The 25,013-nt window shown below is 35.2% G+C and carries 14 protein-coding genes; 11 read left to right on the top strand and 3 right to left on the bottom strand.

From position 1 onward, the window contains the following. Positions 1 to 326: 326 nt before the first annotated feature. The 3 genes from AC0YNS_RS26555 to AC0YNS_RS26545 are packed head-to-tail and all read right to left on the bottom strand — an operon-like array spanning position 327 to position 5,344. Positions 327 to 1,106 carry a hypothetical protein gene (locus AC0YNS_RS26555; RefSeq protein WP_475783952.1) on the bottom strand — a complete coding sequence of 260 codons (780 nt, stop codon included), beginning with the start codon at positions 1,104 to 1,106 and terminating at the stop codon, positions 327 to 329. Then, a complete protein-coding gene (locus AC0YNS_RS26550; RefSeq protein ID WP_475783951.1) occupies positions 1,103 to 2,653 on the bottom strand; it encodes a glycosyltransferase family 4 protein in 1,551 nt (516 codons plus the stop codon). The genes AC0YNS_RS26555 and AC0YNS_RS26550 overlap by 4 nt, the downstream gene beginning before the upstream one ends. A gap of 45 nt (positions 2,654 to 2,698) precedes the next feature. Then, positions 2,699 to 5,344 (bottom strand): M16 family metallopeptidase, encoded by a 2,646-nt coding sequence (locus AC0YNS_RS26545; protein ID WP_475783950.1) that lies wholly within the window; start codon positions 5,342 to 5,344, stop codon positions 2,699 to 2,701. 232 nt (positions 5,345 to 5,576) lie between these two features. Between AC0YNS_RS26545 and AC0YNS_RS26540 the strand changes: the two genes are divergently transcribed. From AC0YNS_RS26540 to AC0YNS_RS26490, 11 genes are all read left to right on the top strand, one after another. Beyond that, entirely contained in the window at positions 5,577 to 5,684 is a 108-nt protein-coding gene (locus AC0YNS_RS26540; protein WP_475783949.1) for a class III lanthipeptide, read from the top strand. 116 nt (positions 5,685 to 5,800) lie between these two features. Further along, a complete protein-coding gene (lanKC, locus tag AC0YNS_RS26535) occupies positions 5,801 to 8,482 on the top strand; it encodes a class III lanthionine synthetase LanKC (protein ID WP_475783948.1) in 2,682 nt (893 codons plus the stop codon). Between the two features lie 93 nt (positions 8,483 to 8,575). After that, positions 8,576 to 9,904 (top strand): glycosyltransferase, encoded by a 1,329-nt coding sequence (locus AC0YNS_RS26530; protein ID WP_475783947.1) that lies wholly within the window; start codon positions 8,576 to 8,578, stop codon positions 9,902 to 9,904. Between the two features lie 27 nt (positions 9,905 to 9,931). After that, positions 9,932 to 11,224 (top strand): glycosyltransferase, encoded by a 1,293-nt coding sequence (locus AC0YNS_RS26525; RefSeq protein ID WP_475783946.1) that lies wholly within the window; start codon positions 9,932 to 9,934, stop codon positions 11,222 to 11,224. A gap of 21 nt (positions 11,225 to 11,245) precedes the next feature. After that, positions 11,246 to 13,027, top strand: a complete 1,782-nt coding sequence (locus tag AC0YNS_RS26520; protein WP_475783945.1) for an ABC transporter ATP-binding protein — start codon at positions 11,246 to 11,248, stop codon at positions 13,025 to 13,027. Beyond that, a complete protein-coding gene (locus AC0YNS_RS26515) occupies positions 13,017 to 14,786 on the top strand; it encodes an ABC transporter ATP-binding protein (RefSeq protein ID WP_475783944.1) in 1,770 nt (589 codons plus the stop codon). Before AC0YNS_RS26520 ends, AC0YNS_RS26515 begins: the two co-directional genes overlap by 11 nt. Positions 14,787 to 14,815: 29 nt before the next feature. Next, the gene (locus tag AC0YNS_RS26510; protein WP_475783943.1) at positions 14,816 to 15,871 is read left to right on the top strand and encodes a glycosyltransferase; all 1,056 of its coding nucleotides are present in this window, start codon (positions 14,816 to 14,818) and stop codon (positions 15,869 to 15,871) included. 70 nt (positions 15,872 to 15,941) lie between these two features. Then, entirely contained in the window at positions 15,942 to 16,688 is a 747-nt protein-coding gene (locus AC0YNS_RS26505) for a class I SAM-dependent methyltransferase (RefSeq protein ID WP_475783942.1), read from the top strand. 277 nt (positions 16,689 to 16,965) lie between these two features. Continuing rightward, positions 16,966 to 17,241: a hypothetical protein gene (locus AC0YNS_RS26500; RefSeq protein WP_475783941.1), complete on the top strand. Its 276-nt coding sequence runs from the start codon at positions 16,966 to 16,968 to the stop codon at positions 17,239 to 17,241. A gap of 917 nt (positions 17,242 to 18,158) precedes the next feature. Continuing rightward, positions 18,159 to 19,337: a fibronectin type III domain-containing protein gene (locus AC0YNS_RS26495; protein ID WP_475783940.1), complete on the top strand. Its 1,179-nt coding sequence runs from the start codon at positions 18,159 to 18,161 to the stop codon at positions 19,335 to 19,337. A gap of 36 nt (positions 19,338 to 19,373) precedes the next feature. Further along, on the top strand, positions 19,374 to 25,013 hold the full coding sequence (locus AC0YNS_RS26490; protein ID WP_475783939.1) for a S8 family serine peptidase: 5,640 nt from the start codon (positions 19,374 to 19,376) through the stop codon (positions 25,011 to 25,013).

The raw sequence follows: 25,013 nt of genomic DNA, 5'->3' as shown, positions 1-25,013 counted from the left end.
TAGTTTTGGCGAAAATGGGAAAGTGAGCCGTGTCTACCCGGGCTGGAAAGAGGTCATCCGTGGTGGAAGCCCTCAGATAGCAGCCAATCGAAAAATGAGATGTAATCCAAGCAATAGTTCAAAAGGGTGTTTGGTGATTTCCTGCATCGTCTTTCGAAGTAGTATTTTTTCATTGATAGACATAAAAATGATGTGTCCTCCGGCGATGGGGAAAGTTAACTCATTCGAGAATAATCCTGGAGTTATTTATGTCGGAGCACGACCAGCGCGAAATGGATAGTAAGTTTATGGATAGTTTAACGTAAGGGATGATAATATAATAGTAATTAAAATGTCGAATTCTTTTTTCTGATTTCTTTATAGTTAACTAAGTCATCAATCCAGTTAATAATATGAATGACCCATTCTTCTGGCTTTAATTGATTGATAATATCATATAATTTGACTGAAAGGTACATTCCTTGTTTTATGAGGTGTTCTCTAACATTATCTTCACTGACCTTACCCTCATAAGACATTAGTGCTTGCAAACAAATATGTGCAGCTCTATAAAAATTATTGTTCTCATTATTAGAATATTTGGATCCAATTACATCATAAATAATAATCTTAGTAATATACCACCAAATACCTCGAATAATTATCCCGTGGTGCATATAAATATTATTTTTAGGTACCCCAAGTGCGATTTTAATTTCATATTCGTTACCATTTTTTTTGTATACTCCGACACGGCCTTTAGTTAAAGACATACTAGGAAGACTTACAGAAACGACCCAAGTTATATTGATTCTATCAGTTAGTGAGGGTATAAGCCTTGAAGGCATTTCCCAAGTATGAGTGTTAGATAGTTTACTAAGGTATAGATTCAATTTATATCTTGCTTCTTCAATGAATATGGGAATTAATTTGCTGTGATCTAGTGGAATTGATGTTGCTAAAACTTCTTGTAAAGGTTGAGATACTTTTGGCATATTATACTCTAATAGTATGTTTTCTAATATATGCGAGTAATCCAGCAGATCATATGCAAAGCTTGTTTTATCGATTTTTGCTGTGTTTATTACTGTATATTCAAACTGAGGTAAGTAAATTGAGCTAATCATAACTGAACCTCCCAATTGAGATTGCTATCTTGAGTTACACCAACTAGCCCTTTTTTTATTAATGATGGGATTATTCTTCTGAAGTGATGAAGATCATTGCCTGATTCGAGAGAGTACCTAGAAAGTAGTTTCAAACAATCAATCTCTTCATTTTCTAAAAAGACTCTTCTTGACCATAACAAGTCCGATGGCATGAAGTAATCCTTTATTATTACACCAGATAGTGATTGATAGTAGTAACTATGAACACTAAATGTTTGTTCAGGTTCATCATGTGAAGCATATGGTTGAATTAAAGTTCTATAGAATGGATCGGCAGCGCTATTGTATTGAGGGAAATGGGGGATAAGCTCATTATTATTTTCAGAGTGATAGCTAAATTTTAAATTATAACTTAAACCGAATGGTGTATAAGAGGGAGTGTGGCATGTTGTTCTTTCTTGACTAATTGCATAATCTATTAATTCCAATAGCTTAGTTTGAAATGTTAATAAAGAATATTCTCTATGAGAGCGAACTGCAGCCATTTCACCAAGTTCTTTTCTAATTCTAGGGGCTCTTATTAATTTAAGTAGAGAAGATATTATCTTTGGAGAATTAAAACGAATTCCATAATCTGTTGGCCATGTATCAGCGGCAAAACCTACAGTATCAATTACAACATCTTTAAGACCTCCCCAGGCAGTACACACAATAGGAACTCCACAACTCATAGCCTCAACCTGCGAAATACCAAAGTTCTCATCGTGATGTAAAGTTAAGTTGAGTAGTATATCGACTGAATTGTAGATTTCAACCAACTGAGAATGCTCTACCCATTGAATAAAGGACACCTTACTGCCGAGTGAATTAATCAAACCCATAATATTTTTTTCTAGATTTGCAGGCCAAATATTAAATTCTTTAAAGGGCACATTGTCAATTTTTCCGACTAAAAGGAGTTTAGTTTTTAGATTAAAATTATTAAGGAATTTAAATAATTCAATTAATGAATGAACATTCTTCTCAAGGCTGATTCTACCTATGTAGCCAATAACTATTTCATCATTTTCAAATCCCCATTTATGTCGCATTTCTTGCTTGGTCATACTATCATATTTTTGAAATATATTCGTATCGATTCCAAAAGGAATGATGCGAATCTGAGGCTGAAATCCGTTAGATTCAATTAATCTTTCGTATATATTCTTATCTGACTCGCAAGTACACCAAATAATATCAAATCTTGACAAAAATGGAATCGAAGCTCTTAGACCTGATGCTCCTCTAGGCAGATCACCTAAAACATTGTAAATTACGATTCCACCCCAGCTGACTTGCTTTAATAATTTAATTACTCTGAAACCGCTCCCTAAATACACTTTACAATGCAATGCATTATTGAGGAGCCAGTCTTTTAAATGAGAATCTGACCAGTGTACCGAATCAGTAGGTAAATATTCGATTGTATATTTCTTTCTAAGTACAATTTCCAAATTTCTAGAAATGTTTTGTACACTGGTACTCTTTTCAGAAGAATAGTGTTTATCTAGTAAAATTGTATACATGATAAAAAGAACCCTTCTTTCAGTAGGAATATGAGCAACTTGAAATCAAATATTAGTTCCTAGAATTGGTTCGTTCCCATTAATACCTTTAGGTCCATTTGTTAAAAGGGCGAGTGAAGAACTATTTAAATAAATATTGGCAGTGTCCAGTAATTGCTTTGAGGAAATTTTATTTAAATCAAGAGGAAGTTGCACTAAATAATTAAGACCTAAATCGTATCGCACACATAAATCTAAATAATAAGCTATAGTACTATTGTTCTCGAATTGAATATGCATATTTCCAATAACAAAAGTTTTTAAAGTCTCAAGTTCTTCATACGGAATTAGCTGCTCTTTTAATTTCTCAATTTCTATATTTATGATTGCAATTGCTTTTTCGGTATTATGATGTCCGACACCTACATTTAATATCCAAGGTGATTGATAGCCCGTGGCATCATAGTAAACATGCTGATAATATGACAGACCGAACTTTTCACGCATCACTCTCCATAATCGTCCGCCTAAATTATAATTTTTTTTGCCTAGAATGTAAGAGAGCAGATCAAGATTCATGAAATCAGAATCGTTTCTTTTTACTCCTGCCCATATATATTTAATATCGGTCAAATTAGAAGCTTGAAACTGATGTTCATAACTGCTTTTCACGGGACTAGCCAATGGAATATTCGGTGGGGTTTTTATTCCATTCCAGTTCATAAAGTTTGAGTTAATAAGTTTAATAGTACTGATAGGTTCTATATCACCAACAACAGTAAATATACATCTATTCGGAAGTAAATCTTTAAAAAAGGTGTTTACATCATTAGAAGTAATGTTATTGAGTGATCTAGTGGAACCTTCAATGTTTCTATTGAGAATATGATCCTGGGGATAAAGTTTTGATATGTGGGGCTTAGTACTATACTTTTTTTCAGCTTTTATCCAATGAAACGTATTATCATCAACATTTGGATTGTTAATGATTTCTGCTAGAAGTTGAATACTTTTAGAAATATCTTCTTTTGTGCAAGTTAAGTTTACCGTTACCAACTCCATATCGCATGTTATGTCAATTTCAATACCATCACAATTAGAAAGTTGTACTTTGGCAGTAGCTATCCTACTCGAAAGAAACGATAGACCTTCTTTCCCAGGAGGGTCAAGTATGGCACCGGCTACAAGTGAAAATCTAACCGAAATTGTTTTACTTAAATAGTTCCTATAAATAATCAATTGCATTCCATTGTCCAAAATAACCAATTGTAGATTTTTTGGATTAATTAAGTCAGGTATATGAACTGGTTTATTAGGTGATCTATGTATTTCAAGGTATTTTGATATGGGTTGAGCTTTACCTATTTTGTTTTCATCTATTGCTGGAGTATATTGGTCAGTTGCATATGAATTTCCGTTCTGGCTTGATATAGATTCGTCTGGTAAGAGAGTGACAATTGATCGGTTCTCGGGAATAAGATATTCTTGAGCAATTCTCATAATATCTTCAGTAGAAATTCCACTAATTATATCCAGGTATTCTTTGAAAGTTCTTGGATAGCCTGAACTAATAATATTTTTAGCAATGTTGATAGATTGAGTAAGGACAGAATCTTCTGCAAACTCAATTTGCTTTTTTACTAGTTCTTTAGAATAAACTAGCTTCGTATAATCAATGAGTTTAATCTTTATTTGCTCTATGTGCTTTAAAATAATATTTTCTGCTGAATAAGAATTGATTTTCGGATCAAATGCACCAGTAACTACAAATAAACTATTACTCTTTGTATGGAGAACTGAGCTTTGTACAAATCTTAACTCTCTATTATGTTTCTCAACTAATTCAAAAAAGAGGCTGGACGTTGCTCCTATTGTACTACGTCCTCTTATAAATGAAGGTGCCCCACTGAGAAGTGTTTTTAATAAATCAAACGCAAATATATCAGGATGGCCATCGCCTGGAATTTTCCAAGCAATAGCGTGATATGCAATTCTAGAAGGAACTTTAATTAAAGAGCGTCTTTCACTAACTTGAATTGGTTCATTGATTCGTTCGACTTGGAGAGGTAGTGGAGGAGCTGGAATGACTTCAAAGTTTTTCACTATCTGTCGTATTACCCTCTCTAAATTAAAATCACCAATAACAACTATTGAAGCATTATCAGGGCGGTAATATTTTTTATAATGGTGTTGCAGTGTAAAAGTGTTAATAGAATTAATATCTGCAACTGAACCGATTGTTAAATTTCTGTACTGTGATTCACGAAAAGCTGTTGACCATAATTCTTCATACAATCTAGATTTTGGGCTATTCATAGCTGCTGCACGTTCAGCTAAAATTACTTGGCGCTCAAGTAAAACTTGGTTATCACTAAAATGTAAATTCTGCATACGATCTGCTTCAATTTTCATTGCAAGTTCAATTTCTCTCGAGGGGAGTAGAGTGTAATAGTACGTATAGTCAAGAGAAGTTAAAGCATCTTGTTGTCCACCAAGATTCCATATACATTCTTGGATAGCTCCTGCAGGGAGTGTTTTGGTACCTTTATACATCATATGTTCTAAAAAATGTGAAATTCCGGAAGAACCTAGTGTTTCTAACCCACTTCCGACTCCGTAACATATTAGGAAACATGCAATTGGTGTTCTATGAGTTTCCGAAATATACACTTTTAAACCATTACTAAGAGAAAACGAACGAAAAGAATCCAATAATTCTCGCTCCCTTTTTTGCATTTCCTTATCATCAAATGATGGGATGAAGGATCATATTGTATGAAATAATAAGAATTTACAATCATTGTAGTATGATAGTCAAGTAGGAATATCTCATCTTTAGTAAAATTTAATAAAAAAAGGAAGTATACTTAATTGTTGACACTATATTTCCAATTGCTTACAATGGTTTTGCGGGAAGGGGTGCGAAAAAGGAGGTGAGGCTTAAATGACGAAAATTCTGGCTCTGCAAATGTTGGAAGAGAGAGAAGACCTTGGAACGGATTTTGTTCAAAGTTGTTCATCATGCAATACCAATAGCTGCAATACTGTCTAGATGAATAATTTCTTTTTTTGAAAGCGCTTTACGTACCCTCCCCCCTTCCGATTATTTTATGAAATACTAATATTTTCACTAGTAGCTTTCTTTATACATAAGGAGGGATATTTTTCATGGACAGGAAGTATCACTTACAATATACCTTTGTAAACAAGGAATGGTATGAATCATTTGATTCGTACAGACCTACGAATGAAATGTTTGAAATTGTACAATCTACCCTCCCAGAAGGATGGAAAATACTGAGGAGGGGGATGTGGTTCCAAGTGCTACCGCCTGAGTTTGACTTAGTTGTACAGGGGTGGAAGATTCATATTTCAGCAAGGCCAGACAACTGTGTAAGCATTCTCTCGCGTGTATCAAAAATATGTTTCCGAGAGTCTGTCCCTTATAAATTTACCCTGGATCGACAAATGGTGACGAGAATGACATCAAAAGGATGGGGGAGGGAATCCGGAGGTAAAATAATTACTATCTATCCTAAAAATGATCAACATTTTCAAGAATTAGTAACCCAATTAGGGGAGGAACTCAAAGACTTTGTTGGACCGCACATTCTTTCCGACAAAAGGTTCCCTGGTTCGAGTGTAGTTCATTATCGCTATGGTGGCATTTCTGGAGAATCGGTGCTAACTGTTAAAGGTACCAGGCAATATGTTTTGAATACTCCAGATAATAGGCAGATTCTTGATGAACGGTTACCCTTTTGGAATCCTCCGTATTGGGTGACAGATCCTTTTCCAGACGAACCAGAAGAAAACGATCTTTCATTGTTATTGAACCAGGGAAGGTATGAAGTACATACATCATTAAATTACTCACTTAACGGTGGTGTTTATTTTGCTACAGATCTTGATACAGGGGCTTCGGTGGTAATAAAAGAGGCTCGTCCTCATACAGGTATCGATGAGTATGGTCAAGATGCGACTGATAGGCTTAAGAAAGAGTATCGAATACTTACCAAACTAGCAAATACAGGAGTAACACCTAAACCAATTGATCTCTTTTGGGAATGGGAACACTTATTTTTAGTAGAAGAATTCTGTCCTGGTACTACTCTCGGGCAGTTTGCAATAAAAGAAAGTCCATTTATTAAAAATAGTAGTTCGTTAGATGAAAGAGAAGGATTTCTAAAATCCGTAGTAAAAATATGGGCTAACCTAGCTGCTGCAATCAAAGAGATTCACAAAAGAAATATAATCCTTGGCGATATTTCTTTACTTAATATAATTTTAACTAACATAGAATTTGGAACGGTAAAGCTTATAGATTTTGAAGCAGCTTGGGAGATAGATGTTGATAAACCATTGAGTAATTTCGGTACTCCAGGCTTTACACCGACAACTCGTGAATTTGATTTTAAAGATGATATATATTCGCTAGGTGCAGTCTTCATTGGTATGATTGGACCATCAAATGTTAACTTATCGCAACTAGACAAATCAGTAACTCAAGATTTGGTTGAAATTGGTGGACAAGACTTGGGCATTCCAGAGGAATTGCGAAAGCTAATTTTAAGCTGCAATAGGGAGAAGCCTGAGGAAAGACCAGATATTTCATATATAATTGAGGAATTAAGCAAAAGTTATAATTTGGAAATGACAACAAGTTTTGCAAATTCACATGAGACAATAGAATTGTCTGATGCTATAGATGCTTGTATCACCTATATTTATGATGTGGCAGATTATAATCAAAAATTTAGATTATTTCCGGCGGATCCTCTTGTTTTTGTAACTAACCCAAATAGCATTGCACACGGTGCAGCAGGTGTGGCTTATGCGTTATCTAAATTAGTGTCAGAAGTACCTAAAGAGATTATCAATTGGATTCTGTCCAAGCCAATTGATAATAGCACATACCCGCCAGGCCTTTATATTGGATCATCTGGTGTCGCTTGGAGCCTATGGGAAGCAGGATACAAAGAAGAGTCTCTGAAAATTATGCGGGAAAGTCATAGTCATACCTTACTATTCAAAACTGCTGATATTTATTATGGGGCTGCAGGATATGGATTAACATGTCTCTTTTTTTATTTGCAAACCGGTGAACAGGAGTGGTTGGATAAAGCTGTTCAAATTGGTGATAGATTAGTAAACACAAAAATTACTGATAGAGAAGTTAGCTATTGGAGAGACGCTGAAGGTCGAACACAGCTCGGCTATGCATTAGGTTCCTCTGGTGTTGGTTTATTTTTGTTATACCTCAATTTAGTTACGGGTATTGAAAAAGTATTGGTTGTTGCAAAAGAAGCTTTAGAACATGATTTGTCGCATTTAATCAAATTGCCAAATGTTGCAATGAGTATGCCGCGTGGTCCTATTGGTACACAGGGGATGAAAGTATTATCACACTATTGGATAGAAGGGAGTGCAGGTGTAGGCACTTCACTTGTACGCTTTTGGAAAGTAACTAATGACAAGCGATACTTAGATATTCTTAAAGAGTTATCCCTTGATAGTTTTAGGAAATACACCTCGACGCCGGGGCTATTCAGAGGCCTATCAGGACTTGGGAACTTTCTACTAGATATGTATAAACATACACAAGATAAAACTTACCTAGACCAAGCAAATCGAGTTGGAAACAGTGTAGCGCGTTTTGGTATTAAGCGCGATAATGGATTAGTATTCCCAGGAGAGCAAGCTCTTCGTTTGTCGACGGATTTCGGAACTGGCTCTGCAGGGATAGCATTATTTCTGCATCGATTAATTAAGGCAGAACAAGAACAAGGATCTGAAAACTTTAATTTCACATTAGATAGTCTTATTTTTGAAAAATCAATTAGTGTATAAGCTTCAAGGAAAGGTACAGTAATTTAACTCGGTTAATACCGGGTCATAGTATTGTACCTATTTTATTATTAATAAAACCGGAGTGAATTTATTATGAAGGTGTCCGTAATAATACCGACTTATAATAGATCTGACTTGTTAAAGCGAACTTTACTTTGCTTAAAAAATCAGAACATATCATCGTCTGAGTTTGAGGTTATCATCTGTGATGACGGATCAAGTGATGATTCAAAGGCAATCACCTGTTCGTTTGAGAGTCAATTAGATATAAGATATTGTTACCAATCTGATAAAGGTTTTAAGGCCGGAAGTGCTCGGAATATGGGAATACTATTAGCTAAAAATGATATTTGTGTTTTTTTAGATACAGGTATCATAGTTGGTACCGAATTAATATCAAATATAATAAATTTTCACAATGAGAATAATACAACAGTTTGTATAGGCAATGTTCATGGGATGAATCAAAAAAATCCAAATCATCCTGTGGCTCGTTATTTAGAGCAGATCGCGGGTTCAGAAACACCTGAAAAATGCATGGGAACTAAGTTATTAGCTGCGTATCCGGACTCAAGATTATCTCGATTCGAATTCTATAACAATAATCTATGTCTTTCTCCAGCACCTTGGGCATACTTTTGGACATGTTTGGTCTCTGTTGAGAGAAAAATATTATTAGAAGTTGGCTTATTTGATGAGTCATTTGTAGGGTGGGGGCATGAAGATGTTGAACTCGGATATCGATTGTGGAAATCTCGTGTTAAGTTTCGATCGGATAGAAGAATTCGAGCACTTCATTTGCCGCATGAGCAATTCGAACCAATAAAATTAACAAATAAGTCAAATCTAGTAAAGTTCTATAAAAAGCATCAGGCATTTTCAATTGAAGTAATGCTTATGTGTAACCACTTGCCATATGATTTTGAAGATATTATAAAAGAGATAACTGATGGTGCTAGAGCTATCCCTGAAGATTACAATTTTGGAGGTTTATATTCCAACTTTCTAACAAACTTCCCTAGGCCATTTATGGTTACTGGTTGTATGTCTAGTTCGTTTGCAAATAAAATTGAAGCAGAAACACTATTAACTGTTAAGCAAGAACTTGTTGAAGAACTGAGCGTCTTTCCCAATGAACAGCAACGAGTAGCGTTGAGATTAGGTTTATTGAATTTTTGTGATGATAAATATTACGGTACAGTCCTTATAACGGACATATGGAAGGTTCTTCTTACTGAAATCCTGGAATCTCTACTTAAAGAGATGCTGCGTATTGCAAAAATAGTATTGGTAATTGATAGCCAAGATATAGAATTTGATTCTAGCAACAATAATAAGTTAACAATCGAGAAGTTTTACAACTTGCAAGAAATCACTAATGTTAACAATTTGAAAATCTATAGTTTGCAGCTTAAAGAATAGAGATTCCTATTTATAAGGAGGCCCCTCGTGAAAGTCAGTGTAGTAATAATTTCGAACGGTCAAGCCCACCTATTAAAACGGACTCTACTTTGTTTATCGAGACAAACAAAGTTAAATGATCATTTATTTGAGGTAATAATAATCGCTGGCAGGCAACATTCCAATTTGGATGACACTCTATCTACTTTTAATCAGGAATTAATAATTCGATACTCAATTATTAGTAACTCTCAAACTGCAAGTATGAAAAACAAAGGGATAGAGTTATGTCGCCACGAAATATGCCTATTTATTGAAGAGGGAATTATTGTACCAGTCACTTTAATTGAGGATGTAATTAAGCGTCACAAGTCAAGTAACAATAAGGTCTTTGTAGGATTCTTATATGGTTTGTACCAACCAGAAAACCATCCATTTACAAACATTATTAATAATAGCTTTTATAATGAAAATCCTGAAATAGTGTTTAATCACCCTTTGCTGATGGCATATGGTGATAATAGACTTTCACAATTTAGAATTGTAAGTAAAGATTTACCGGATAGAGAATCATTGAAATGGATGTTGGTAAATTCATCATTATTATCAATTGAAGTTAAACTTTTTAATGAAATTGGATTTTTTGATGAGAACTTTCAAGGTAATGGATTAGAAGATTCTGAGCTCGGATATAGGATATTAAATTATGGAGTTGAAATTGAGATAGAAACACGGCAGGATATTCGTGGATTAGTCCTGATGAACTCTCAAAAGGAGAAAAGAATTCCCTATAAGGATCGTACTTGGTTTGTTGAGAAACATAGGACAATGTTAGTGGAATTGTTCTGCCTTCCAACACAACATTATGTAATTTCCTTGTACAAACATTTCTATAATGAGTTTCCAAAAATATCTATCGACTATGATTGTTTTATAAATGTTTTTCCTGAGTTATTAAGTGGGAAAAATATGATAGTAGGATGTACGTCACGTGACCTTTTTAGAAGATACCAATCAATAGATATCATGTCTTTAGTTAGTGGCGAGGAGACCCCCTCTGTAAGTCATAGAGTTGGATTTTATTCTAACGCTAAAAATTTTGAATACGATTTTTTGATTGTTACGGATTTATGGAAATTAGTACCGATAAGCTTACTTCCAATTTTCTTTGAAGAAATGTTAAGAATTTCAAAGAAAGTATATTTAACTGATACCAGGTCAGTTAAAATTCGGGATACTTTATTACCCACTATACCAGAAAATTATTACTTGGACAGGTTTCAACTATTTGTAAAGAAATCAAATCAAATAAGTACGTTCTACGAATTACATAAAAATTAATGTAGTGAGGTGGTGAGAATTGTGAGCAATTATCAAGATCACTCACAGTCAGGTAGTTTCTATATATTCATTAAATTAGCTAAATGGGTACGTAGCTATTGGATACGATACTGTATTTTAGCTATGATAACAGTTTTATCTGCATTGATTCCTGTTGGTAATGCAGAAGCATTACGTCGATTATTTAATGCAGTTTATGAAAAATCTTTAACTCAACTTTGGTCGTCTACGTACTTTTATATTTTTGTATTTTTAGTAAGTCTTTTACTTGAAATCGGGAGAGGTTGGTTTTCGCAGAGTTTGTCAAATAAATCAACTTTAGATCTCCAGTTGCAGGTTTTGAGACGCTTATTTACATTAAATCTACTAGATTTTAATAAATGGCACACAGGCGATAAAATTCAGAGAATTAATCAATCAGCTGTTTCTTCTCAAGAAGGTGTTAATAAACAGATACCAAAACTAATTGAGCGAATATGTTCCATTGTATTTTTGCTTGCTTATCTAACAATAATTTCATGGGAATTGTTAGTTGGTTCTTTAGTAATAGCAATCATTATCCCACTTTTAAGTAATTTATTAGCGAAACCAATTCGAAATTGGCAATCCAAGACAAATATATCTCAAGCACTTCAAGATATACAGCTGCAAGATCAAATGCAGGCACCTGAAGTTATACGCGTATTTAATCTTGGCGAGAGATTTATTAAAAAGTGGAGGTCTCAAGTTAAATTAACTCATAAAGGTAGAACGATAATTCAATTGTTACAAAATTCGTCAGATCTGATAGTTTATATTGGATACTACATTGGAGTCGTTTATATATTTGGAGCGGGGGCTTGGCTAATTAGTCAAGGGAAAATAGAAATTGGAGTAGTAGCTGCATTTCTAATAACCTTCGAACAGTTACTATATCCTATTTTTTATTTGATAAATACATGGACTTCTGTTCAGGACTCACTTGCACACGCAGGACGTGTATTTGACATGGTAGATCCCACTGTGAAAAAAGTGGATTTTGAAGAAATGGGATATCTCCCGTCAAATGGCGATCTAGTATTTGATAATGTTTCATTTAAATATAGTCAGGAACAAAAAGTGTTGAATAATTTATCAGTTGTAGTTAAAGCTGGGTGCACTACAGCACTTGTGGGAGCCAGTGGTGGTGGAAAAAGTACCATACTTAAACTAGCTCTAGGATTATACACACCACAAGAAGGGAAGATCCGATTTGGGGAAACAATTCTTGAAACGAATAATTTAGGTAGTTGGAGGAAGAATGTGGCTTACGTTCCACAAAATACTGCACTTTTAGATTCCTCTGTTTTCGATAATATTCGAGTAGGTCGATTAGAAGCAACTCTTGATGAAGTAGTTGTAGCTGCTAAATTAGCATCCGCTCATGATTTTATTGAATTGCTTCCGGATAAATACGATACTCAAATTGGCGAAGGGGGATATCGACTATCTGGAGGTGAACGACAAAGACTGTCACTTGCACGTGCATTTCTACGCAATCCAAAGGTGTTGTTTCTAGATGAACCAACAGCTTCACTCGACAACTTAAATGAACGAGCAATGCAGGATACACTTAAAAAATTAATGAAAGATAGAACAGTATTAATAGTTGCGCACCGTTTATCAACGATTCGGGACGCAGATATAATTATTGTAATTGAAGAAGATGGGATTGTAGAGTCTGGGACGCATGAACAGTTAGTAAAGCTTAACGGAAGGTACTCTCAATTAGTCAGTATTGATACAGAGGAGAAAATCAGAATGGAGAAAAAGGATGAACAATAGTAGTTATACTCAACCAGAATTAATTCAAGTTATTCGCTTTCTTTGGGATCGGATGGGTTCAAGAAGAACAATTTTTACTATTGGAATGATAATTAATTTATCTCAAGCTGTATCAATGATGCTAGATCCACTATTCGTAAGTACAATAATAAATAAACTCGAGACTGGTGAATACAAGGCTATTCCTACATTACTAGTTGTATTTATTATAATATTTTTTATTCTAGCAATCCTAACCCTTATAAGCGAGTACATTAAGCTTACAACAATATTTGAATTAAATACTAACATCATGACAGAGCTTGTAGATGTTACACATAATTTACCTTTAGAGAATGTTCAGACAATACATTCTTCGGACATTGTTCAACGAATTACAGTAGATACCCCTAAGACAACATCGAGTATCTCATTATTATTAGGGAATTTGGTTGACCAAGTAGTGATGTTAGTACTTGCAGCAGTATATCTCCTATGGGTAAATTGGAAAATTGCATTGTGTATTTTAGCCGTTTCGCCATTAATGTTATTATCGAGTTACTTACTTCGCAAAAAATTAAATACAATTGGATGGAGAATATCAAATCAGGAATCAATACTACGAAAGATACAGCAAGATTCATTGCAAAGTATGGATATGATTCGTGCTTTTGGAGTTTATCATTGGATACTAAGTCGTTTCGAAATTGAGAGGAAAAAGCTAAACGCTCTTTATACAACACGAATGTGGTTGTACCAATTAATCTCATTATTTACGACAACGCTTTCAAACTTAATGATAATTGGGACTATATTGGTAATTGGATACATGTATATTAATAAGTCACTTGCTCTTGGGTCCATGGTTATTTACTTCACACTTATATGGAGAGTAAACAGTCCACTCCAAAATATTGGAGGAATCTGGGGTCAAATTCATGAATCATTAGGCTCATCCTCTAGGATTTTTTCAATATTACATGCTAATAAAGAACCAAAATCATCTGATGTAACTTCATCAAATACAGATGATTTTGAGATCGCACTAAGTAAAGTTAACTTTACTTATGAAAACAAATTAGATATTGATAATAGTGCAAGTCTAAATGATGTAAGTCTACAAATACGAAAGGGTGCTTTTATTGCAGTTACAGGGCCAAGTGGCTCAGGAAAGTCTACACTTGGAAAGATATTATCGGGGTTGTTGTTTCCAAAAGAGGGAAGCGTTTTGATAAGAGGATTTAACCCACTTGACGATGCTAAAAGCGCAAGAAATTTGGTGACATATGTCCCACAAAGCCCTACATTGTTTACGGGTACTATTAGAGAAAACTTAAAGCTTGGAGATAATAATATTAATGATAATTCAATGATCAAAGCAGCCCGTTTGGCTCAGATACATGATTTCATTGAACAATTAGAAGATGGATATGATACGTCTATTCAAGAACAAGGTAATTCTCTATCTGGAGGGCAGAGACAAAGGCTAGCAATAGCTCGTGCGCTATTAATTAACCGTCCAATTTGGATCTTTGACGAGGCTACATCTGCTCTAGACACTGATACTGAACATGCTGTAATGAAAGCCATTCTTGATGAAGCTAAAGAACTTGAAAGAACGGTGATTGTAATTGCACATCGAATCAAATCAATTAAAAATGCAGATACTATTATTGTGATGGAAAATGGATGTATCATTCAGCAGGGTAACCATTTTGAATTACTAGAAGAAAATAAATCACTATATCATCAACTGTGGGGGTATTTGCCCGGTGCATAAAAAACTGAATATATATTGAGGTGAGATTTATGAATATTGTTTTTTTTATAGAGAAAGTCTCTGGAAGAGGAGGAATGGAAACATCGATTACATTAATTTACAAGGAACTATCGAAAAAAAATAAAGTAAATATTATTCTAATTGAGGAATCTGATGATTCGTATTGGGAAAGAAGTTTAAACACAATAAATATGAATCAAAAATTCTTTTTTCATTTGATTCCGAATTATGTTAATACTTTTTCGAAAGAATTACTCAAGTTGGAACCTGTAGATTTTATTATCACGCTAGGAACAGCAGCAACAAAAATTGCAAAATTAGCTACCATACAATTATCATCAAAAGCATTTGTTGTAAGTTGGCTTCATTTAAATCTACAAACCTACCAAGGATCTTTGAAGTATCTAACTTTTGCTGATGGCCATTTGTCTTTAAGTGAAGGGGGAAAAAAAGATGTAGAATTATACTCTGAGGGGAAAATTGTAATAAATATACATAATCCAGTTGACCTTACACACTCACAAAAGGTATTACGATCTAAAACTCCGAAATTTCTTTTTTTAGGTAGGTTGGAAAAAATAAAAAGAATCGATAATATTCTCTTGGCTTTTTCAAAACTAAATAACTATAATTTTGAATTGCATATATTTGGTGATGGTAATGAATTTAGAATATTAAAAGAGCTTTCCTTACAATTAGGTATTGAAAATAATATCACTTGGCATGGTTGGAAGATAAATCCTTGGGATTTTGTTCAAGAGTGTACAGCATTGATACTATCGTCTGAATCTGAGTCTTTCGGATTAGTCCTTATTGAAGCATTATCACGGGGAATACCAGTAATATCAAGTGATTGCCTTCATGGTCCGCGTGAAATAGTAAATGAGTTAAATGGCTGGTTATACAATCGAGATAACCTAAATGAACTCAGCTATTTATTGAAACGAATTATTCATGATGAAATTGCTCTGCCATCGCCTGAAATGTGTATGCAATCTGTTGCGAAATATTCAATTGAAAATATTTCAACAATTTTCGAAAGTGCTTTATATGACATAGCAAAACAGTACCAGAACAGATTATGACGTTGTCATAATTAATTATATAGAAAGAGAGAATAATTAAAAATTAACAATGAAAGGGAAGGTTGTAAGTATGTCTGAGAAAAATCAAATTGATATCGAATTTATGAGAAATGTATATAATAAAAAAAGTGTTGTTGATACTTACACAGAGGTTGTAGAAACGGTGGGATTATGGAATTCTGAAGAAATTATGGCATTAAAATATTTCAATTTTAATGATAAAATTATTGATCTTGCATGTGGTGCAGGTAGAAGTACTTTTGGCTTATATCATAAAGGGTATACATCAATAGAAGGGATAGATCTTTCAGATAGATTAATTGAAAATGGACAGAAATACGCTCAAGAATTAAATGTAGATATTAAATTTAATCAAGGGGATATGCTTGATTTGAAATACCCTAATGATTCATTTGATGGTGCGTTTATCTCTAACTGTGGCATTATGCTTATTCCAGGTAAATTTAATCGAATTTCTGCGTTGAAGGAAATTTACCGTGTTTTAAAACCTAATAGCTATTTAATTTTTGTCACTCCAGAAGATCGTGATATTGTTGGAAAGGATTGGTGGGATGAACAAGGGAGGTTGTGGGATGAAGGTCAACGGGATAATAGGTTAATTGATTTCGGTGATAGAATATTTTATGAAGGTAATACACTTACATTCGGTCATTTCCCAAGTAATGAAGAAATAGCTAAATGTATAACTGAAGCGAAGTTTACATTCTGTGAATCTATTCAAAGACTTGAAATATGCAATGAACCAATAATTTGTAGTATGGATCTTCTAAGATTCTGGGTTGTTCAAAAAAAATAATGTAGTTGTATTGCAAGACCAGGCGTTGGGATTATTAAATTTTTGCAGTATATCGCCGATTCATTGTATTTTCACTTTCTACATTTGTTACGCTCTATGTATTCTTGAGCGTACCACCCTATAATCGAAAAGCGAATAGCATTAATCTTTCTCTACGGGAAGCCAATTAAGTTTGAAAAAAGCATAACGCCGGGCTGGTGCACTTAAATCGCAGGTTCAAGGAAATTCCAATCTGTAATATGATAAGTTTAGGCTGATCTTAAAGGAGATGTGGAAAATGAACTCAGCGATTTGGGTGAATTTCGATAAGCCAACTCGATATGTAAAAGTTCATCGATCTGGTTGTACTTGGGAGAAATCCAAGGAAGCGACAACCTATAAAGGCATCCGGGAGGATCGCCGGGATGGAGGATGGTTTGATTTTCCTGATATCAATGCTGCGGTCGAATTCCATACGTCTATTGAACGTGGAAACTACACACTATGGTTTTGCCAGCACTGCTGCAAGGACGTGATCAATTCTTCCATTGTTCCCGAAACAACAGTTAGATAGTTCCCGAAACTGCCATTGTGAGCAAGTAGATTGTCGAACGTTGGTTAACGAGGTACCAAAAAAACCTCAACGAAACCGCGGAAAACGTAGGAATAACTTTAAAGCCGATTTTTTTAGTATGAGTTTGCAGCGCGGATTCTCCCCAAGAGGTCCGCCGCCACTATTCAACTAAAGGGCAGAATATTGAGTAAACGAAGGAGATTTGCTTTTAATAGCACATAATCTAAGATAAAACAATCGATCAAAATACAGCTGCCGGCATTCGGCAGCTGTATTTTGAAAAGTCACTGGAATAAAGCTGCCGGATTAACCGGCAGCTTTATTGTCGAGTGACAAGAACATATACGCTTAAGAAGCCGCTAACTACGGCTTTTTTCTTTTTAACGATATATGTTCTTGTCAAAAGCCAGTGACAAGAACATATATCGTTAGCCGACATGGACAAGAACATGTATTGTTAACCGCGAAAAATGCTTCTCAATGAGATGGTCCTTTGAAGTGTGTAATGATATGAACCTCATAGTCGCGTGGAACAAAGTTCATCCCTTCGTCACACATCTAATTTCGGAGTAGAGTCGGTCTTTCTAACGGAACGGGTCCGTTTAGCCAGTTTTTCAGATTATTAATGATTGCTTGACCATGATTGAGATAAAAGAGGCTTTATTCTCTTCTCTCCTCACAAATTCAACCAAAAATATGATTCATATATTAGAAGCTATTTATCATAACAATTTTTACATTATACATAAATAATCCCAATAACTATAATTAGAATTTAATTGGACAAAATCCAATTTGGTAAGTAATAAATTCTTATAAGGAGGTATAACTTCATATTTCGAAGTACATTTATTATTGTTTTTTAAGTGAGAGAGTGTATGTAACTGTTTAGAAAAATACAAAGGAGACTTTACAAAATGACAACTCTAGAGAAGATCCGTAGTTATATAATGGGGGGGAATGTTTTGATGCATATTGTCCAAAAAAAGGGATTAAAATCAATTATCACATTAATTTTGATGACAGTCATTTGTATTACATTTTTATCAAGCAGCGGAGCCATGGCAGATGGTATGGAAACATTAGCGATTACATCACCACCGGACATATCAGTGGATTACAACACAACTCCTACAAATCAAACACCGCTTACAATTAATATATCTGCATCTTCCAATGCACAAGATGGCGATATAGTAGACACTATTGGCCTAGCGCTAGGTGTTTACACTACATCCACATTTCCTTCAAGTGCCATGATTACAGCTACTAATAATGGTGGCAACGATGGCTATGCAACATTCACAATTAATCAAAATGGTACTTACACAGCCTTTGCATCTGATGTTAAATCTTCCGTATATGTCTTTACGGTCACCAACATTGATGTAATACCTCCTACCACACCAACCAATCTTTTAAGCCCCAATACAACCAATAATACCGTTGACTTAAGCTGGTCATCGGCATCTGATGCCACTTCAGGGTTAGCAGGATACGATATCTATCGTGGTTCAACATTAATTGGTTCTACGAATCAAAATAACACAAACTATACTGTAGTTAACTTAACGTCAAATTCACCATACATCTTTTCAATAAAATCTAAAGACAAAGCAGGGAATATGTCCTCTAGCAGTAACGCTATTAATGTTACAACAAGACAGGATATCATTCCAGTATTAGAAACAGGCGATACAGTTGATTCAGCATATAGCACAAGTTTGGAACAATCATACTCATCTTTAATCAATTCAGCATCTGACGTGGATTTTTATAAATTTACGGCACCAACTAGTGGAGTCGATAAGCTTTCGTTAGGAGTGCCTGTAGATAGAAATTACGATGTATATATTTATGACGCTTCAATGGATATTATAGCTGCCGGCCTACATAAATCGGGGTTAAATGAAAGTGTGTTGGTCCAGTTAAGTGCAGGCAATACCTATTATATTAAGGTTTCAGGTGCTAGTGGTGATAACTCTTCTACGCCTTATTTATTAACATTATCCCAAACTGTTCTTAAATACCAAACGAACTATCAATATGATTCCAATGGTAACTTGAAGAATAAAATTACAACAGTTATCAGCTAGAAAGATAATTGATACTAGAAATCGGGAGGTAATTCAGTGCATCAGTCACTTAAAAAATACTTCAACATCCTTCTTGCGATATGTTTGTTACTTACACTGTTTCCAATTTACTCGGAGCAATTTGCAAGTGCTACAAAAGCAATATCTGATTCAGATCCATATATTATTAAATTTAAGGATAAGAAAAAAGGGGAGCAGTTTTTAAAAAGCAAAAAGAAATCCATAAACAAAAATCTTAAACATCTGCAAATGCTAGAAACAACGCTATCACTAGCTGAGGTAGACAGTTTTCGAAAAGATAAAAACGTAGTCTTTATTGAACAGGATTATCCAATAACTATGTCAGCAGATTCCATTAATTCTGACTTAACACAGATCCGTGTTGAGGAAGCCCAAAAAAAGGGTTTGTCAGGTGCTGGTGTGAAGGTAGCCATTATGGACACCGGAATTAGTGCTCAAAATCCAGATTTATGGGTGCTCGGAGGAGCTTCTTTTGTTCCCACGGAAACATCTTATGTGGATACGAATGGACATGGCACAATGGTCGCAGGTATTTTAGCTGCGATAAGAAACAATGTTGGTATTCTTGGTGTGGCTCCAAGTGTTGATCTCTATTCATTGAAAGTGTTAGATGAAGACGGTAGTGGTTCTTATAGTCAAGTCATAGAAGCTTTGGAATGGGCAATTGATCACCAAATCGATATTATCTCAATGTCATTTGGCGGAAATGAACTTTCTCTTGCTTTGCAGGAGGCTATTCAGTCGGCACATGACAACGGAATATTATTAATCGCTGCAACTGGAAACGATGGCAGTAACGTGGTGAAATATCCAGCTAAATTCCCATCTGTAATTGCAGTTGGCGCAGTAGATGAACAAAATCAGTTAGCTAGTTTCTCCAATACAGGTAGTGAGGTGGATTTAGTAGCACCTGGGGTAAATATACCTTGTCTGACACTTACTGAAGGTGTAAAGTTCGCAAGCGGTACATCATTATCTGCACCCCATGTAGCAGGTGTAGCTGCACTGGTTAAACAACTTCATCCGGATTATACGAACGATGAAATTCGTCAAGTACTGATTCAGTCAGCTCAAACATTTGGTAGTGCTGATCAGTTCGGATACGGATTGCTGGATGCGTCAGCAGCTGTGAATTCAAAACCTATATCTGGGAGAATAACAAATCAAATAGTTCATTCTGAACAGTCATTAAAACAAATAGATGAGCTAATAAACACATATGGTGTGACTGAGCAATTTATTGAAGATCAGTTAAACGTAGGTTATACCTTGAAAAGTGTGGCAGATGCACTTCAATACCAGAAAGATCACGGTGTTAGTTTTAAGGAAGCAATAGCATATGTTTCTCCTGCAATTATTAATAATTCAGCATCAGCAAAAAGCGAGATTACAAGTGATTATGGCAATGAGGCAATTGATACTACACCGAATAAAGCTTACGTGACAGCCCAGGTTGTCGATACAGAAGCGTTAAACAATATTACGATCAGACCAAATCATTCATTATTTTCAGTCGAGACAGATAATGAGAGTATTTCTACACTGTCTGGCGATCTATCTTTGTCCTACACGGACTTTACATTGCCGGGGCGTGGAGGAATGTCATTCTCTTTGATTCGCAGTTATAGCAGTGGTGAATCACAGTTCAACGAACCAGACACAAGTAATCCTAACCTGATGCCTTACAATGAGAAAATGTTTCCAATTGGTAAAGGCTGGAGCTGGAATATACCATCTATTGAAATTAAGAATGGCTCGAAATATCTCCATCTTGGAAACGAGGGTACTTATCTAATTAATGGGAGTACGTTAAGCGGTCATCCGTGGAGCGATCTTACCTTTTTACCAGATACCAGTGTCACAGTGAATGGTAGTACCTCCTCATATGTATTAAAAACACTAGATGGAGTAAAAAAATATTTTAATTCCAATGGTCAACTTTTGCAGATATCTAATTTTTATAGTAACAACGCGATTCAGTTCTATTACTCACAAAATGCAATTTATGGCCGTCAGTTATTAAGCAGCATAAAAGATGCGCTAGGTAACACTCTATCGATTACATACACCTCTTCAAGTGTTGTACTTTCAAATGGTACAAAGAGCTTTACGCTCAATAAAACATTGCAAAATGGGAAAGAACTCCTCACATCTACTGTTGATCCAGTAGGTCGGACCACTACTTTTAGTTATAATATTGCTGCTGCTAGCTATAACCTGGTAGGCACTACTCCTAACGTAAGCGATCCCTTTGCACTACTGACAAGTATTGTTCATCCTACAGGTGCAAGATCCATTTATACCTATGAGACCAACCCAGTAAAAAGATATTTGGGGACCTCGTCAGTAAATCAGGCATACCGGATTAGTTCCCGCAAAAACAATATCACATATGCAAGTCAAGCAACTGATACATTTAACGTCATTAATTATACTTATATCAGTGATATGGGGAGCCAATATGGTGCTACTTTTAATTTTTCTAGTGTAATAACCGATGGACGTAAGGCTACAACATATACTAATAAACAACAATATATCGACAGTAATACAGCTCCAGCATTCTATAATACTACAATTGCCACTAGCTTACCTGGTTATAATATAGTACGTACAACGACAATGACCTATGATGAAATTCATCGGTACCCGATACCATTGTCGACATCGATACAAAGTAAAAATACCGTGACACAAGCGACTTCACCGACTGTAACTACAAGTCAAACTCTGGATATATATGGAAACGTACTGACTAGCACAAATGCCTTAAACGTGACTGTATCCAATACTTACGATCCTACAACACACTGGTTAACCTCAACCAGCAAGCCTGTTAGTGCGAACCAAACTCAATACATTACTTACGATCGAAGCATAGCAGGGAATTCTATGGTGACTCAGACAACGATTAGGGAAAGCAACTTAAGTGGTGCAATATTGAAGCGAGTGGCGTCTGAAAATATTGATGCATATGGTAATCCGCAAACAATCAGACTGAGCGATACCGGACGAGATATACTTGTTCAACTCGAATACAATTCTACCTACTTAAATGCTTTCCCAACGAAACAAACAATTAAGGTGAAAGATGCAGATAACAATCTGAGCAGCATTATTAGGAATTATGAATACGACACAAAATCAGGTTTGCTAACAAAGTTTACTGATGGAAAAAGTAATGTTTATTCCTATCAGTATGATAAATTAGACAGGATTAAACAAACAACATTTCCAGATTTAAACTTCATCAAGGTTGATTATGATGACCCTAATAATCAATTCAAGGTGACTGACGAATCAGGTGTGCAGGAAGTTACCGCGTTCACTCCTCTTGGCTGGCTTTCTGAATCATACATTATTGACGGATCTATTAAACATAAATATATTAAAACGTCATATGACCTATATGGACGAGTTTCGAATGTAGCGGATTCAGTCGGAACAACTACATTTAGTTACGATGCCTGGGATCGTCAACTTTCAATAACGAGTGCAGATGGCGGTATTTTGAAAACGGAGTACGATGATATCAATAACAAAAAGACTATAATCGACGCAGAGAATACGATGTTACTCGAAACATACGATAAACTCGGCCGATTGATAAAAAAAGAGGAGGTTTATTCAGATCCAAGTAAAACCAAAACAATTGGTGCATATACCTATGATAATGTTAATAAACTTACTACAGAAACAGATGGACGAGCTTTTGTTACTACCTATGGATATAATGCGTTAGAGGAATTAACGAGCGTCTTAAATCCAAAAAAGGAAACGACATCATATGTCTACAGTTTGAATGGGGATTTAACACAAATCACCTACGCAGATGGCAGTACAATGCAAAAAAAATATGACGAACTAGGGCGACTTATTCAAACCATGGATCAAAAAGGACTTATTGAAAAGTTCTTTTATGATGCGAATGATAATATCATCAAACAAATTGATCGTAATAATCAGATGGTAACGTTTGATTATTATAGTCGAGATTGGCTGTGGCACAAGGTAAGTAGTGATGAAACGATCACTTTCACATATGATACTGCAGGCAGACGTAAGTCAATGAATGATCAGACCGGTATAACATCGTATGATTATTTTGATAACACAAAACATTTAAAGAAAATTACGTTGCCTGATACTCTATACCTTGAATTTCAATATGATAATCAGGGCAAAAGAAAACAGTTAATTGATCCGTTTGGACAGATACTTTATTACAGCTACAACAATATGCACCAACTTAAAGATGTAAGTACAGTTCAAACTCCTACATCTTCAGATTATGAAGCTCAATATCAATATTACAAAAATGGACTAATGAAGCAGATTCAACAAAGAAATGGCATAAAGACTTCATTTATGTATGACCATGGTAGGTTAACGAATCTGACTCATAAGTTATCAAATGAAGCTGTAGTTAATGATTATTCATATATTTATGATGAGAATGCTAATTTGAAATCTCGGTCAGATAAAGACAAAACAAACTCGTATAATTATGATCCTTTGAATCGGATTTTAACTAACGATCAGTTTGGTGAGACGTATGACTATGACAGTCGAGGGAATCGAATTACGTATCAAAATGATACAAGTTTCGATCTGTCAGATTCATTTTATACTTATGATAAGCAGAATAGATTAACGATTGCCTCCACATCTGTAGGGAATAATGTGCAGTATAAGTATAACGGAGATGGACTGTTGTACGAACGGATCGAGAATGGACTGACTACACGCTTTTATTATGATGACGCCAATGTTATCGCGGTAGCGACTATTATCAATGGTGTACCACAACTTAAGGCTAGATATCTTCGTGGAAACTCAGACTTAATTGCACGTCAAGACACTTCAGGTAATAGATCATATTATCTGAAAAATGGCCACTCTGATATTGTGGAGATACGAGATAATAATGCGGTAAAGCTGAATAGTTACACGTATGACATTTGGGGAAATCCGTTAACAGTAAGCGAAACAGTTGAAAATCCTTTCCGCTATTCTGGAGAGATCTGGGATGAAGTTACATCATTGCAATATCTGAGAGCTAGATGGTATGATCCTAGTACTGGACGGTTTATAAATGAGGATACGTATCAAGGGGATTTCAAGAATCCGCTCACTTTGAACTTGTATACGTATGTAGAGAATAACCCATTAATTTCTACCGATCCAAGTGGCCATTGTCCTAGTGTCAATAGTGCTCCGCGATGCGGTGGGTATGCAGGTGGTAATGTTGTTCCTAGTGTTGGTGGTGCTGGTAGTGCTGCTAGTTATTCAAGTGCAGGTAGATCTACGGTACCTGTTATACCATATCAAGTGGGTAGGGCTAATGAGCTTAAAGCAGCCTCTCGACCATATGATGGGCTTGACATTCATCATATTCCTCAACAAAAACCAGCATCTCAAGTAATTAAGGATTATAATAGTAAAAAGGCCCCCTCAATTGTTTTACCGGAAAAGGAGCATAAAGCTATACCTACTCAAAAAGGTGCGTACAATGGTGAACCGAGAGATTTACTTGCAAAAGATATTCGGGATTTAAGGAACTACACTAACACACCAAATAATTCTTTAAAACAGATAGTTCAGTCAACCAAAGAAGCTTACCCATCAGCATATATGAAAAATTTCTTGAGGTGA

The sequence above is a fragment of the Paenibacillus sp. J22FR21 genome, assembly GCF_056269135.1.
The sequence above is the reverse complement of the archived record's forward strand: the minus strand, read 5'-3'. Positions and strand labels throughout refer to the sequence as shown.